The 14,034-nt window shown below is 57.2% G+C and carries 16 protein-coding genes; 2 read left to right on the top strand and 14 right to left on the bottom strand.

Features of this window, described 5'->3' with window-relative positions; genetic code table 11:
* Positions 1-6: 6 nt before the first annotated feature.
* The 14 genes from WG891_RS16505 to pduA form a co-directional block, all read right to left on the bottom strand.
* On the bottom strand, positions 7-1,398 hold the full coding sequence (locus WG891_RS16505; protein WP_337263762.1) for an aldehyde dehydrogenase family protein: 1,392 nt from the start codon (positions 1,396-1,398) through the stop codon (positions 7-9).
* A complete protein-coding gene (locus WG891_RS16500) occupies positions 1,399-2,409 on the bottom strand; it encodes a cob(I)yrinic acid a,c-diamide adenosyltransferase (RefSeq protein WP_337263763.1) in 1,011 nt (336 codons plus the stop codon).
* A gap of 485 nt (positions 2,410-2,894) precedes the next feature.
* Positions 2,895-3,173 carry a EutN/CcmL family microcompartment protein gene (locus WG891_RS16495; RefSeq protein WP_337263764.1) on the bottom strand — a complete coding sequence of 93 codons (279 nt, stop codon included), beginning with the start codon at positions 3,171-3,173 and terminating at the stop codon, positions 2,895-2,897.
* A 3-nt stretch (positions 3,174-3,176) separates the two neighbouring features.
* Positions 3,177-3,659, bottom strand: coding sequence for a microcompartment protein PduM (pduM, locus tag WG891_RS16490; RefSeq protein ID WP_337263765.1), 483 nt, complete (start codon positions 3,657-3,659; stop codon positions 3,177-3,179).
* Positions 3,656-4,288, bottom strand: coding sequence for a phosphate propanoyltransferase (locus WG891_RS16485; RefSeq protein ID WP_337263766.1), 633 nt, complete (start codon positions 4,286-4,288; stop codon positions 3,656-3,658). The genes pduM and WG891_RS16485 overlap by 4 nt, the downstream gene beginning before the upstream one ends.
* Positions 4,288-4,776 carry a BMC domain-containing protein gene (locus WG891_RS16480; RefSeq protein ID WP_337263767.1) on the bottom strand — a complete coding sequence of 163 codons (489 nt, stop codon included), beginning with the start codon at positions 4,774-4,776 and terminating at the stop codon, positions 4,288-4,290. Before WG891_RS16480 ends, WG891_RS16485 begins: the two co-directional genes overlap by 1 nt.
* 21 nt (positions 4,777-4,797) lie before the next feature.
* Positions 4,798-5,073 (bottom strand): propanediol utilization microcompartment protein PduJ, encoded by a 276-nt coding sequence (gene pduJ / locus WG891_RS16475; protein WP_004090424.1) that lies wholly within the window; start codon positions 5,071-5,073, stop codon positions 4,798-4,800.
* A 125-nt stretch (positions 5,074-5,198) separates the two neighbouring features.
* On the bottom strand, positions 5,199-5,540 hold the full coding sequence (locus tag WG891_RS16470; protein WP_337263768.1) for a glycerol dehydratase reactivase beta/small subunit family protein: 342 nt from the start codon (positions 5,538-5,540) through the stop codon (positions 5,199-5,201).
* On the bottom strand, positions 5,537-7,363 hold the full coding sequence (locus tag WG891_RS16465; RefSeq protein WP_337263769.1) for a diol dehydratase reactivase subunit alpha: 1,827 nt from the start codon (positions 7,361-7,363) through the stop codon (positions 5,537-5,539). Before WG891_RS16465 ends, WG891_RS16470 begins: the two co-directional genes overlap by 4 nt.
* 110 nt (positions 7,364-7,473) lie before the next feature.
* On the bottom strand, positions 7,474-7,995 hold the full coding sequence (gene pduE, locus WG891_RS16460) for a propanediol dehydratase small subunit PduE (RefSeq protein ID WP_337263770.1): 522 nt from the start codon (positions 7,993-7,995) through the stop codon (positions 7,474-7,476).
* 14 nt (positions 7,996-8,009) lie between these two features.
* Entirely contained in the window at positions 8,010-8,681 is a 672-nt protein-coding gene (locus WG891_RS16455) for a propanediol/glycerol family dehydratase medium subunit (protein WP_337263812.1), read from the bottom strand.
* Positions 8,682-8,696: 15 nt separating this feature from the next.
* Entirely contained in the window at positions 8,697-10,361 is a 1,665-nt protein-coding gene (pduC, locus tag WG891_RS16450) for a propanediol dehydratase large subunit PduC (RefSeq protein WP_337263771.1), read from the bottom strand.
* A 19-nt stretch (positions 10,362-10,380) separates the two neighbouring features.
* Positions 10,381-11,193 carry a propanediol utilization microcompartment protein PduB gene (gene pduB / locus WG891_RS16445; protein ID WP_337263772.1) on the bottom strand — a complete coding sequence of 271 codons (813 nt, stop codon included), beginning with the start codon at positions 11,191-11,193 and terminating at the stop codon, positions 10,381-10,383.
* Positions 11,190-11,474: a propanediol utilization microcompartment protein PduA gene (gene pduA, locus WG891_RS16440; RefSeq protein WP_337263773.1), complete on the bottom strand. Its 285-nt coding sequence runs from the start codon at positions 11,472-11,474 to the stop codon at positions 11,190-11,192. The genes pduB and pduA overlap by 4 nt, the downstream gene beginning before the upstream one ends.
* A gap of 508 nt (positions 11,475-11,982) precedes the next feature.
* On the opposite strand from pduA, the gene WG891_RS16435 reads away from it, so the two are divergent.
* Together WG891_RS16435 and pocR are read left to right on the top strand one after the other, a co-directional pair.
* The gene (locus tag WG891_RS16435) at positions 11,983-12,792 is read left to right on the top strand and encodes an MIP/aquaporin family protein (RefSeq protein ID WP_337263774.1); all 810 of its coding nucleotides are present in this window, start codon (positions 11,983-11,985) and stop codon (positions 12,790-12,792) included.
* A 242-nt stretch (positions 12,793-13,034) separates the two neighbouring features.
* Positions 13,035-13,940: a transcriptional regulator PocR gene (gene pocR / locus WG891_RS16430; protein WP_337263775.1), complete on the top strand. Its 906-nt coding sequence runs from the start codon at positions 13,035-13,037 to the stop codon at positions 13,938-13,940.
* Positions 13,941-14,034 lie beyond the last annotated feature (94 nt).

Below are 14,034 nucleotides of genomic sequence, written 5' to 3'. Positions count from 1 at the left end.
CCTCACTCAGCGAATGGAAAACGCGTCGGTCAATACGCAGCGGCGCTGCCGGGCAAAGGTGCGGGCAGAGGTGGTGCCTTCCCCCGTCGGCGTGGCGATGGTGAAGGTGGTAAAGCCTTCCGCGCCGACGCCAATCCCGGCATACGAAGGGCCGTTTTTGACGAAGATCGAGGTCTGCAACTGGCGAGCGGCCAGATTGAGCCGCGTGACATTTTGCGAGTGCATGATCGCGGTGTGATGCAGGCCATCTTCTACCTTCAGCGCCAGTGCCAGCCCGGCGTCGAAATCCTTGACGCGCACCACGGGCAGCAGTGGCATTAGCTGTTCGGTGGTTACCAATGGATCGTCCCAGGCGACTTCGGCCAACAGTAAACGTGGCGCTTTAGCCGGGCAGGGCAGGCCTGCGGCGGCCAACAGTTCGGCCGGGCTTTTGCCTACCAGATCTTTATTGGCATGGCCGTCTGCCAGGCACACCTGCCGCAAACGTTCGACATCCTGCGGTTGGCTAATCAGTAATGCGTCAAAAGCCTGCATCTGTTGCAACAGACGATCGGCGACGCTCTCCACCACGATCAGCGCCTTTTCAGCAATGCAGGGCAGGTTGTAGTCGAAAGAGGCCCCGGCCACGATGTCCTGCGCGGCTTTGACCAGTTCGGCGGTTTCATCCACCAGGCACGGTGGGTTACCAGCCCCGGCACCAATCACTTTCTTGCCGCTTTTCATCCCCATATTGACAATGCCCGGCCCGCCGGTGATCGCCAGCAGGGCGATGTCGGCATGGCGCATCATTTCCTGCGTGGCGGCAAAGCTCGGGTCTTGCACGGTGACCACCAGGTTGTGGATGCCGCAACTGTTGAACACGATCTCTTCGATTAACGCAATCAGGTCCAGAGACACCTGCTTGGCCCCCGGATGCGGGCTGAAATAGACCGCGTTGCCAGCGGCCAACATGCTGATGCTGTTGTTAATAATGGTTTCGGTCGGGTTGGTGCTGGGGGCCACGGCGCCGATCACGCCAAAAGGCGAATACTCAAACAGCACCATGCCGCCGTCACCGGTGATGGCAGTGGTGATCAAGTCTTCCACGCCGGGCGTGTTCTCCAGCGCCGCCTGATTCTTCAGCAGCTTATCGGCGCGGTTACCCATGCCGGTTTCTGCCGCGCTGCGCTCGGCCAGTGAAGGCAGATGCGGTTTGATCTGTTCACGCAGGGCGCTGATGATGGCGCTGCGGGTTTTCATCGGGCTTTGCTGGTAGCGCAGAAAGGCACGCTGTGCGGCACCTATCGCTTCATCGACCGTGGTGAAAATGGCATTGGCATGTTGGGCCGGTGCCACTTCTGGCACCAATTGCTCAGTGAGGATGGTGCGAATGAGAGACTCAAGATCGGTGGGGTTCATTTATTCATTCCTCAAATGTAAAGCCAAGATGGCCGCTTGGGCGATATGCATATCCTGCTCGACGCTGCCGCCGCTGATCCCCAGCCCGCCGATAATCTGGCCGTTACGCCACAGCGGGTAGCCGCCGCCAAAGGTGACGGCTTTGCCACCCAGGCTGGCTTCTAACTGGAACAGATCGGCACCCGGCTGAATGGCGGCGCTCAGTTGGTGCGTGGGGGTTTTCATTGCCACCGCGGTCCAGGCTTTTTTCGGCGCCAGTTCGCTGCTCACCAGCAGGGCATCGGGCATGCGGTAGGTCATCATCATGTTGCCGTGACGATCGCTAACGGCGATCACCACCGGAAGTTCAAGTTCAAGAGCGGAAGCCACGCACAGCTTTAATAACTGCTGGATATCCACAAACGTCAGCTCTGCCGGGGCAGGCGTGCTGGTTGGCGCGGTGTGGCTGGCGGCAAGATAGCGGGCCAACACCGTTTGGGTGATCTGCCGTAAGCGCTGCTGGTGGTCTTCATCGCGCGCCAGGGCATACAGGCAATCCGACAGCCGGTTCAGGTATTGCAATAACGCCTGGCGTACCGGAACCTGTTCTGCCAGCTCAATCAACCGCCGTTCTGCGCGGCGGGCCAGCGTGCGGGCGAAATGCAACCGGCTGCCCGCTTCACTGCTGCCCGGCAGGATAAACCCCTGCACCGGCGGCAAGGCCGACATACAGCGATCCACCGCCTGTTCCAACTGCTGGATGTGCGCATCATTGATGGTTTTGTGCTGGCCGGAAGTAACCGTTTCCCCTTCGCTCGCCAACTCAGCGCTGAAATAGAACAGTTGATGCTGCACCGCATCGAGCAACTGCTGGTTTTCCGGCCCCTGAACCACCCGCGCGCACAGGCTCAGTGCCGCGTTCAATTCATCCAGGGTGCCGTAGGTTTCCACCCGCGGATGGCTCTTTTTCACCCGTTGGCCGGTAAACAGTGCGGTGGTGCCTTTATCGCCGGTTTTGGTATAAATGCTCATCACGTTGGTTCTCAGTTAATCCTATTCTCTTGCACATTGTTGCCCCTCACCCTAACCCTCTCCCCAAGGGAGAGGGGACTGAACGTGCCACAAATGGGCTTATGTAGCTGCCCATAACACCGCATCAACGCGCTCTCCCACGGTGAGAGAGGGCCGAACGTGCCACAAATGGGCTTACGCCGTTGCCCATAACACCGCATCAACGCGCTCTCCCACGGAGAGAGAGGGCTGAACGTGCCACAAATGGGCTTACGCCGTTGCCCATAACACCGCATCAACGCCCTCTCCCACGGTGAGAGGGGGCTGAACGTGCCACAAATGGGCTTACGCCGTTGCCCATAACACCGCATCAACGCCCTCTCCCACGGTGAAAGGGCGGAACGTGCCACAAATGGGCTTACGTAGCTGCCCACGACACCGCATCAACCCCCTCTCCCTGAGGGAGAGGGCCGGGGTGAGGGGGAAAATACGTGCCATATGGCCGGCTAATAGATACTCACGCTGTCGACGATGGCGACAATCGCCAGATCGATGGCGTCATTCGGTTCGGCAAACACCCGGCGGGCGCTGGAGCCGCCAGACAGCAGCACCAGTTCGCCTTCACCGGCTCCGACGGAATCCACCGCCACTTCGTCCGGCTTATCGCTGGCCGGGGGTAATGAGCCGTCGCCCGTCACACGCCGCACCAGCAGCAGCTTTTTGCCGATCAGCGTCGGCGATTTCTGCGTTGACACCACGGAACCCACTACTCTGGCTAGCTGCATGATTTACTCCTGCCTTAACAGTTGAATACGGCGCACTGACAGATAATCCTGTGCCAGCGGCGTCACCCGCGTTTTGTGGCCGATAATCAGCCAGCAGGGGCCGAGCGTGGCAATATCGCCATAGCTCAGTAGCTTGCTGGCGCTCAGCCGGATCGGTTGCCCCTGATGATCGCTGAGGCTCAGCGGCAACCGTTGCAGCGCTTTGCGCGGCAAGCTGGGCAGCAATTGCTGATGCAGGCTGATATGCACCCGTAGCCCCCATGACCAGGCCTCGTGCAGCGCGGCTACCGCCGGTTCGGCGCTGTTACCGGCGGCCAACTGCTGTATAAAGCCTGGATCCGGCAGCAGCAGATGCAGGGTGGCGTGATGTAAATAAGCTGCCGGTTCGAGCCCGTGCCGCAGCTGTGGCAAACTCACGGAATAAACCCGTTGTTCACGCTCTACCAGCCGTGCCACCACCAGGTTGACCAACCGCTCCAGGTTCATGACCGAGGCACCAGGGTGGCGAAGGCACCAGGGTTGTCCACCCCGGCGGCGTTGGCTTCGTCGGTATCGATATGCAACTCCAGCCGCATCTGCGGTGAAACACGGATCGCCACGTCGTCAAACACCAGCCGTCGGCCACCGCCGTGGACCGCAACCTGAACGCGCTCGCCGTGCTGCACCCGATAAATCAGGGCGTCCAGCGGCGACATATGAATATGGCGCTGGGCCACCATCGCGCCGTTTTCCAGCTCCAGATCGGCAAACGGGCTGACTAGCCGGATGCCCGGCGTGTTGTCCAGATCACCCGACATGCGCAGCGGCGCGGCAATGCCCAGCACGCGGGCATCGCTGCGGGAAATCTCCACCTGGCTGCGCTTGCGCAGCGGCCCGAGAATACGCACGTTGTGCAAGCTGCCTTTCGGCCCAACCAGCGTGATGCTCTGCTCGGCGGCGTATTGGCCGGGCTGCAGCAACGCCTTTTTCTCAACCAGCGGCTGCTGCGGGAACAACCGCTGGTAATCCTGCTGAGACAGATGCACATGTCGGTTGGAAACCCCAAGCGGGATCGGACGCAGGCGCATCTCGTCGAGGATCTTGCTGACCACGGGTTCCAACAACGCTTTTTCCATCAGGCCTTACCCCCTCTCACACTGTGCAAACAACGGTCGCGCGGATCCCCTTTCTTGCGCTGGCAGGCGGGATCCTGGCAAAGATTGCAGCTTGCCCGTACGCTCGAAAAAACCGGAGTCTCTGCTAGCGCGGGTGGCTCTGGGAGTGTGGGCAGGCTGTGGGTTTGTTCTTCAACGGCAGGTGGTATCTGCGGCACCACAACCGCTGCGTGCCGTGGTGGCTGCCAATGCGCCAGCAGGCTGTCTGCCGGGCGGGCCAGTACCGCTTGCGCCACCAGCCCGTTGCGCTGTGCGGCAAAGGCCGCACCGGTGGTAATTGCTGCCTGAACGGACGCCACATCGCCGGTAAGGCGCAGCAGCATCCAGCCCGAACCGTTGGTTTTTTCCATTCCGACCAGTTGAACGGATGCGGCTTTCGCCATGGCATCCGCCGCGCCAATCGCCAGCGCCAAACCGCTAACTTCGAGTAATCCCAGTGACGTTTTCACGCTGTGCTCCTGTTCTTAGCTTTAGGCTGAGGTAGGCAGAATGGCTTCCACATCGCTGTGCGGGCGTGGGATCACATGGCAGGACTTCACTTCGCCCACCGCGCTGGCGGCCGCTGAACCGGCATCCACCGCTGCCTTGACTGCCCCAACGTCGCCGCGCACCATCACGGTGACCAACCCGGAGCCGATTTTCTCGTAACCGACCAACTGCACGTTGGCGGATTTCACCATGGCGTCGGCGGCTTCAATGGCCGCGACCAAGCCTTTTGTTTCAACCAGCCCTAATGCGTTATTCATTTGTTTTCTCCTGTGATATTCGCTTTTTATGCCCTTTGTCTTTCAAGCCACAGCGTTGTTGGCTGCGACGCGAAATTCATTGGGTATACCCTTACATTCATCAAGCTGTAGCGTTATGACTGCATTTATTTAAAGGGCAAACCCTTCACCAAACGTGCGGCGTTGTTACCCAAACGCCGCCACCGATCGTCCTCCTGTGGCCCGGCCAGCCGAAACAGCGGCTGATCGGCAGGTAAATTGCGGTAATGCACTACCATCTCATTGGCAGTGCAGGCCAGCCCCACCAGCAACAGAGAGCGTGCGGCGGCCTGCCAGGCGCGTTGCACCACTTCGCCATCGGCGCTTGGTTGCCAACGCCAGGGAATGCCTTCTTCTTCAATGCCGAGCAGCACCTGTTGCCATTGCCGTTCGGTGACCTCCGGCGCGGCGCTGATCGCAATCGTGGGGATATCATTGGCGGTAATCATCGTGCGATCTCCCGCTGATAAGAGAGGATCAGGCCGGTGGCGACCGCATTGCGCGGGCCTTCGCAGGCGCGGATGTTGCCGCGCCCGGCCACCAGCTTGTAGTGGGCGAGGGCGTCGGTAACCAACTGTGGAATTTCAAAATCCAGCGACGAGCCGCCAACCAGCACCACGAAGGGAATATCGCGGATATTGCCGGTTGGGCTGACCTGGCGCAGGGCGCGCAGCGCGTTGGTCACGAACACCCGCTGCTTGGCCGAGCGGCGGATATTGCGCACTTTTTCCAGTGAGAACTCACCGGGCAACGGCAGCAGATTTTCCGGTTTCACCACCACCAGGCGAGCAAATACCTCGGCGGGCAGCGGCTGGGGGAAAAACTGCACGCTGCCATCCTCATGGCGCAGGTGGAACAGGCTTTCCACCTTAGCCAGCGGATACTTTTTGATATCTTCAGCCAGATAGCGGTCTTCCAGGCCCAGTTCTGAAGCGATAATCATCGTCACCATGTCTCCGGCACCGGCCAGGTGGGTGGCGATGATTTCGCCTTTGGCGTTGATGATGGAGGCATCCGTTGAACCGGCACCGAGATCGAGGATCGCCAGCGGTGCCCGGGTGCCTGGGGTGGTCATGGCACCGAGGATCGCGGCTTCGGCCTCGGCTCCGCCGACCTGCACATCGATATGCAACGTCTGTTCGATCTCACTGGCGATACGCGCCATTTGCAGCCGATCGGACTTCACCATCGAGGCGATGCCTACCGCCTGCTCCAGCGAGAACTCACCGGCCAGCCCGCCGGTCACGTTCACCGGCACCGATGTGTCCACGGCCAGCAGATCCTGAATGAAGATTTCCCTGGTGGGCTTATTCGTCAGTTCTGCCATGGTCTGGCGCACATGTTCCAACATACCGCCAATATTGCTGCCCGCTTCACCGCTAACGTTCTCCATGCGGCGGCAGGCGTTGACGGCATTCATGATCGCTTCACTGCCTGCGGCGACGTCCACCCGTAAAGTGCGGCCATCGGCTAACAGCTCCAGATGACCCGCGGGTATCGAACGCGCCTTGACGTCGCCTTCCGGGGTTTTGACCACCACCGCTGAACGGGTGCCGATCAGCGCGCGAGCTACCGGGACGATGTTTTTAGTCTCTTCAGCACTGAGTGAGAACACGGTGGCAATGCCATAGGGGTTGGAGAGGGTTTCGATCACCTTGCCCGGCATAGCCACTTCAACCGCCGCCAACATCCCCATTGGAATGCGGTCGATATGCAGCACTTCGTCAACGATCGGCAACGGGTGTGTGAGGCGGTTACTCACCAGCACGCCATCATCACGTTGCATAATCACGGCAGTGATGCGGTAACCGGCCCCATTGGTGGCGTTAACCACGCTGGCGACATCGGCAAAATCCACCGTTTTCGGCACCACCAGAATGTAGGGCTGGGAAGGATCGCGCGTCACCAACTCGTCCATGGTGATGGTGATACCCACCCCGAGCCCCAGTCCACCGGGGGTTTTCGGGTTGTGGCCGATCATGGTGGATTCGGTGATGATGGTTTCGGTAATGGTCTCCATCGCCACATCGCCAATCACCGGCGTGGCTTCGTTGATGCGGATCAGGTTGATATCACTCAGGGCGATGCCCGCTTTGGCCGCCAGCATGTCCAGCGCCTGGCGGATGCCAAACATATTGCGCTGGGTGCCTTTGATTCCGGTGGTTTCAGTCAGGGTACTGGTGACGAATTCGAACCTCCCCCCGGTATCACAGCGCGCCAACGCCACTTCCGTTGATGAGTTACCGATATCCACACCTGCTATGTAACGCATGTCCCGCCCTCAGTGTTAACTTTATGCCGGTGGTAACGCTCCTCTCCCAGTGGGAGAGGAGACTGGTTAGTTCTCCTTTCCCCCAACGAAAGGAACGGTTTAGCTTGACCTTAATCGTCGCCTTTAAGTTTCTTGCGCTGCACGTACAGTGCTGCCGCCTCGCGGACAAACGCCGCGCAGATCTTGGCGTGATAGTTTTTCTCCAGATCGTCGGCGATGGCGTTCAACTCCTCTTTACTGGAACGGAACGGGCGCAGGGCGTTATAGATATCCAGCACCTTGTCATCGGGCACCGCCGTCAGCTCCGCCGCACGCTCAAAGTTCATTGCCAGGCGTTCGCGGCCCGCATCACGGGCGATATCGGCTTGAATGCGCAGGATTTCCGGCGTAATGCGCAAGTCCTGCGGCGTGACGCTGCCGTTGAGCACGTTGGCCAGCGTCAGATCATCCAGCGTTTTGTTGGTAGAGGTCTTCACCCACTCCGGGTGTTTGTTGGCCAGTGGGTAATCGGCCACTTTGGCCTTGCTACCGTTGCCTGCTGGCGGCGTGGCGGTGGTGACGGTTTGCCCTTGCAAGCTGTTCATTTTGCTCAGGACATCGCGCACCATGGATTCAATAGCTTCGGAATTCATTGTGTTTTCCTTTGTTAAAGCTGTACCCGGAGTTCCTGCGGATTCTTGCCAGTCACCACATATTTGGTTTCTTTAATGTGCAGAATCGCCGATTTGGCCTGGTATTTTGGCCGTGCCATCTGATCGTTCAACGTCGGTACCGGCTGCGGTGATTCTCGTTTGGCATAACGGGCCGCGTTTTTACCGATCATCCGGTAGGTTTCCAGCGTCAGCAGCGGTGCCTGCGGGAACAGTTCCAGGTTGGAAAGCGGGGGAAGCCCTTGCTGATGGATCACCGTAGTGCCCTTCGACTGGATGCCGATGGCAATGCCGGAACCGCTGAGGCGGTTGCCTTCCACCGCCACAAAGGCGACGTCGGATGATTTAAAGCAGCGGATCACTCGCGCTTTGATACCTTCTTCTTCGATACCGGCAATCAGCTCGCGCAGGATGTTTTTATGCGGCAGGCCAACGATGTTGACGGTCTGCGACAGGCCAAACGCCGGGCCGACGGCAATGATCACCTCATCCTGGCTGTTGCCGGGCTTGGCTTCACCCACTTCGGTCAGGAAGCTGCTGCCGGGGGCCGTTGCAGGCTGTGCGGCGGCGGGTGCATCCGGTTGGAAGGAGACCGGCTTTTGTTCCACCTGCATTTCCTGCAGCACGCCTTCAATAATCTGGCGCAGTAGTTTTTCGTTAATATCCACCATGGCGTGAACCCCTTAATCGATCGCGTTAGGATCAAGTGCGTTAGGAATGTTTTTGATCTCTTCCCAGCGTGCGCCCTGCAGCCGGTAACCGGTAGCCGGGCCGGCATAGTCGTTGAGATCGTTGACGGCCGATCGCACCTGGTTATTGCCGACGATGATGGCCGACGTGTGCAGGTAATCACCGGCGATCTTGGCTTTCTGGATGTTGAGCATGTCCTGCGCCACATCTTCGAAGCCGCCCTGTGCCAGCGCCTTTATCACTTCCAGGCCGGTGCGGTTTTTGCTGATCACTTCCTGCGCGAACTTGATGTCCTCGACGATGTTACGTTCCGGCATATCTTTCGAACCGTGGGCGTAGGTGGCGGCGGTAACCTCTTCATCGGTGATCGGCGGCAGCCCCATACCAGCAAACACCGCTTGCAGTGCGCGCGCAGCCTTGTTACGGATGGCAACCACGTCTTCTTCGCGCACCGGGCGCAGGCCACCGTCCACTTTCAGGTCGCGTTGCAGCACGTTGTAATCGTCAAAGTCTTCCGCATCTTCGTTGGAACCGGCGAACATGTTGTCGTAGTTCGGTACCGCGGAATAACCGGAGGAGATGAAGTCGGTTCCCGGCAGGAACTGCATCAGCAGGCGGGCAGTGCGGCGCATGTCCGAATGGGTAAAGGTCTGGTCGTTACTGGAGGCGCACTCCAGATCCAGCGCGGAGCAGATCAGGTTTTCGGCCAGAATGGCCCGGATGCCGGAAGGCACGGCCGAAGGTACGCCCACGCAACTGACAGAACCGTTTTGCAGGCCCTGAACCCCGGCGGCTTTGGTGATGTAGATGCAGCGGGCCTCCAGATAGAGCATGGATTTGCCTTCTGCATAGCCCATCTGCACTTCGGAGCCGGAGCCGGAAGTAAAGCGCATTTTCAGCCCACGTGAAGCGTAGGACGAAGCCAGGAAGCCTTTCGACCACGGGGTGTCATCGCCGTCGGTAAACACCGGTTCGGTGCCATACACTGAAATGGTTTCGGCATAACAGGTGTGGCCCAGCATGCCGAGTTTCAGTTCGGTGGCTTCTTCCAGTGAACATTGAGTCAGCACGCCTGGGCGGCCAATCTGCGAGCCAACCAGCAGCGCGATGGCGTTGAACGGCGCATAACGGGCTACCGCGACGGTGGTTTCCTGCTCATCGAAGCCGCGGAAGGCACCTTCTGCGGCGTCGGCGGCGATCTGCACCGGGTTGTCTTTCACGTTGGTGACGTGTGCCTGCTGTGACGGCGTACGACGCGCGCGCATTTTCTGCATCGACATCATCATTTCCACCACGTTCATGTGCGACACCACTTCGACGATTTTCGCCGGGGTCATGGCGGTAGTCAGCGGCACGATGCTGGCGCGAGAGACGTTGGGATCGCACAGCATATTGGCCAGCTTCACCGAATCCATCGCCATCACTTCTTCTGCGTGTGCCAGATTGATGCCGTAGCGGGCAATAAAGTGGTCAATCAGGTCAAACTCGCTCTGCGGCTTGCCGTCCAGCTCGGTGATGACGCCGCCGACGATTTTGATCGACGGTTTGGGATCGTTGGGGCTTTCCATGGCGATAAAGCCTTCCTCGATCCACTCTTTGACAAAGCCGTCCTGATTGACCGGGCGTTTTGCCAATGCTTCAAATCTTTTCGATTTCATGAAACAGCCTCACTTGGCATCAGATATAAGAAGGGCGGTCGTTCTTCGGTTCGGCACCCAGCGTGGCCAGAACGGTTTTGCCGATCTCTCGGGCGGATATCACCGCCTGACGCACCGCGCCGGAATCACCGGAGATCACCAGAATCACTTCGTTGCTGTAGCTGGTGCCCTGTGCCGGTGAGCTGTAGGCCACCACGTCGACGTTGGCGGATTTCACCGCGATATCAGCCATCAGCACGCCAACGGCGGCCGGAGCGCCGACGATCACCCCGCAGGAACGGCCCACCGGTGCGCCAAAGGCTTTTTCCAGCGCATAGCTGGCGCGAGCGGTGTATTGCAGTTCGATATGACCGGCTTCATTGGCATAAACGTCGCCGAAGGTGCGATCCAGCTCTTTCAGCGCCACTTCAACGGCGCGTTTCACGTCGGAGACATCGTTACCGCCGAAGACGATCAGCGAGCCATGGCCCGCGCCGCCTTTGGTATCGCGCGGCAGTTCAATACTCACCACTTCGGTATTGGTGGCCTTGACGGCTTCATCTGCCGCCATAATGTGCGGGCCCGCACCGGTGCGGGCGCCGAGAATGCCAATCGAGCGATAGCTCTTTTCCAGCTTCATGGCGCTCAGCAGGGCGCTGTCGACGTTGGCAATAACCAGACCCACTGTGTCGCCAATGGCGGTCCCAACGAATTCCGTTAAACTGCAGGTTTTTTCTGCCATAACCGTATCTCGTGTTGTGTGTGTGAGTGGTGAGGAAGCAGCCGGGGTGTGCTCGCTGACCTTGGCTATCACCTGGGCCATGATTTTGTCGACCAGCTCATGGCTGCTCATCGGCTATTTCCCTTTGGTAAGAATTTCTCCACGTCGCTATGTGGGCGCGGAATGACATGAGTGGCTTTGACTTCTCCCACCCGGGCGGCGGCAGAGGCACCGGCATCGGTTGCCGCTTTCACTGCGCCCACGTCGCCGCGGACGATGACGGTCACCAGGCCAGAGCCAATTTTCTCGTAGCCCACCAGCGCCACGTTGGCAGACTTCACCATGGTGTCGGCGGCTTCGATGGCGGCGGCTAACCCTTTGGTTTCCACCATTCCTAATGCTTCTTGTTGCATAAACACCTCTGTCAGGACTGTGATGCAGCGAATATACAAATAAGCAACGAAAAAGAATGGCTGACTTAAATTGTTTGCGGAGAATGGTTGGTGACTGGATAATAAAAATTGGATGTGAAGGTTTTCTATTTCACTGTTTTTATTGTGAATTGTAATGCTTCGGTATTAGCAAAAATTCGCTTTTCAAATTTCTATTTTAATCTGAAATTTTATTATTAGCGTCAGAGCGTGAAAATTGAGAGCTGGATAGCAATAACGGAAGAAGGGTAGAACAAGAAAGTGTTATTTTAGCTTTAAATAAAATTCTATCTATTACCCTGAGAATAAATGATTTTTCAAATTATCAATAACAATAATCTGTTATTGCCAGGCAAGTTTTTCCCCCGCCGCTTGGCCATTGCAACAACACTTTCGTTTGCCCGCTCTCTATAGTAGCTCGCAGTATTGCTGTTGCCCGGGAGCCAGTTGATGTGGGCTGATTCCTCATCCAATCACGCAGGGGAAGGTTATGAATGATTCACTGAAAGCGCAATGTATTGCCGAGTTTCTCGGCACCGGGCTGTTTATTTTTTTCGGTGCCGGGTGCCTTTGTGCGGCGAAGTTGGCCGGAGCCAATTTTGGCCTGTGGGAAATCTGCATCGTCTGGGGGTTGGGGATTTCTCTGGCGGTTTATCTGACGGCGGGGATTTCCGGTGGGCACCTGAACCCGGCGATCACCATCGCCATGTGGCTGTTTGCCTGCTTCCCGCGCGGCAAGGTGCTGGGGTACTGTGCCTCGCAGATTGTCGGTGCCTTCTGTGGCGCGGCGCTGGTTTACGCCCTCTACCATAATCTGTTTGCCGAGACCGAAGCGGCGAAAAATATGGTGCGCGGCAGCCTGGAGAGCCTGCAACTGGCCAGCATTTTCAGCACTTATCCAAATCCTGCCATTAGCGTGCTACAGGCATCACTGGTGGAAATCGTCATTACCGCCATTCTGATGTGTCTGGTAATGGCGCTGACCGATGACGGCAATGGGGTGCCGCGCGGGCCACTGGCGCCTTTGCTGATCGGTATTCTGGTGGCGGTGATCGGTGCTTCGATGGGCCCGTTGACCGGGTTTGCCATGAACCCGGCGCGTGACTTTGGGCCGAAGCTGTTCGCGTTCTTTGCTGGCTGGGGCAAAGTGGCAATGACCGGCGGGCGCGATATTCCCTATTTTATTGTGCCGATCGTCGCTCCGGTGATTGGTGCCTGCCTGGGCGCTGCCGGTTACCGCTATTTAATTGGCAAAAATCTGCCGTGTAATGCCTGCCAATTAGGAGAAGAAAAGATCTGATTTTGAGTCTCCTCATTCCAAAATTGGAGTGAGGATGATTTTTGTGATCTGTTTGGATTAATCCATGAAAATCGATTTCGGGTTTTTTATTAGTCTGATAGGCTTAAGCGCTGGCTCTTAATACGATTAACGAATCTTATCTTTTCATTTTCCCCTCGGGAGATAAAAGCAAAAAATAACAAACTGATAACAGTAGGGACAGATTATCACAATAAATAAAACTTCACGTAGGGAGGGCTATAATGATTTCTGCCAGTTTACTTAACTCAGAACTCATCAATAAAATTGCCCAAGACTTTGCTCAGGCTACGGGATTGGCCGTCGTGGTCGTGAACATTCACGGTGAGGAAATCTCCGATCTGTTTAATTTCACCTCGTTTTGCCAGATGATGCGCCAGGATCCCGTTAACCATCTGCGTTGCCGCATGAGTGACCGCTGTGGCGGGCTTGAAGCCTCAAAATCCAATGAGCCCTGTATCTATCGCTGCCATGCGGGCTTGACGGATTTTTCTATCCCGCTGGTGATTGCTGGCCACCTGGTGGGCTTTGTGCTGTGTGGCCAGGTCAGGCTGCAACAGGAAGTCGGGCTGATTGATATCCTCAGCGTTGATGACTGCTGGCAAAAGGATCCGGCGTTGCTGGATGAGTTCCATAATGTGCAGGTGATGGAATATTCACGGGTGATTGCCTCGGCGGATTTGCTGAAGCTGATCGTGGAAAATTGTTTGAAGAAGCATCTGAATTTTGTGGTGATCAAAGATAATAACGAAACTAAAGAGCAGGCTAAGGCACGCCAGCCCAATCCGCACGAAGCGAAAATGAAAAAGGCGTTGCGCTATATTGATGCCCATCTTTCAGAAGAGTTGCGCCTTGAAGACGTGGCAGCCAAGGTGTATCTCAGCCCTTACTATTTCAGCAAGCTATTCAAAAAATATCAGGGCGTTGGCTTCAACGTGTGGGTTAATCAACAACGTATGGCCAATGCCAGGGAGATGTTACAACACAGTGATTGGAGTATTGCCAGCATTGCGAAAAACCTGGGTTTCTCGCAGACCAGTTATTTCTGTAAGGTATTTCGCCAGACTTATAATGTGACACCGCAAGCATTTCGTTCGCTGGCGATTGAGCAACCCAATCTGGTGGAGTAAGAGTGGCATTACTGAATGGCAGAGGCAGATAACAATATTTTGTTATTGATAAAATCTGAAAATAAGCGTTAAGCCCTTGCTGCAACAGCAATGG

The sequence above is a fragment of the Serratia sp. MMO-28 genome (genome assembly GCF_037199905.1).
Classification (GTDB): domain Bacteria; phylum Pseudomonadota; class Gammaproteobacteria; order Enterobacterales; family Enterobacteriaceae; genus Chania; species Chania oryzae.
Note: the sequence above shows the minus strand (reverse complement) of the source record. Positions and strands in the feature narration are given on the sequence as shown.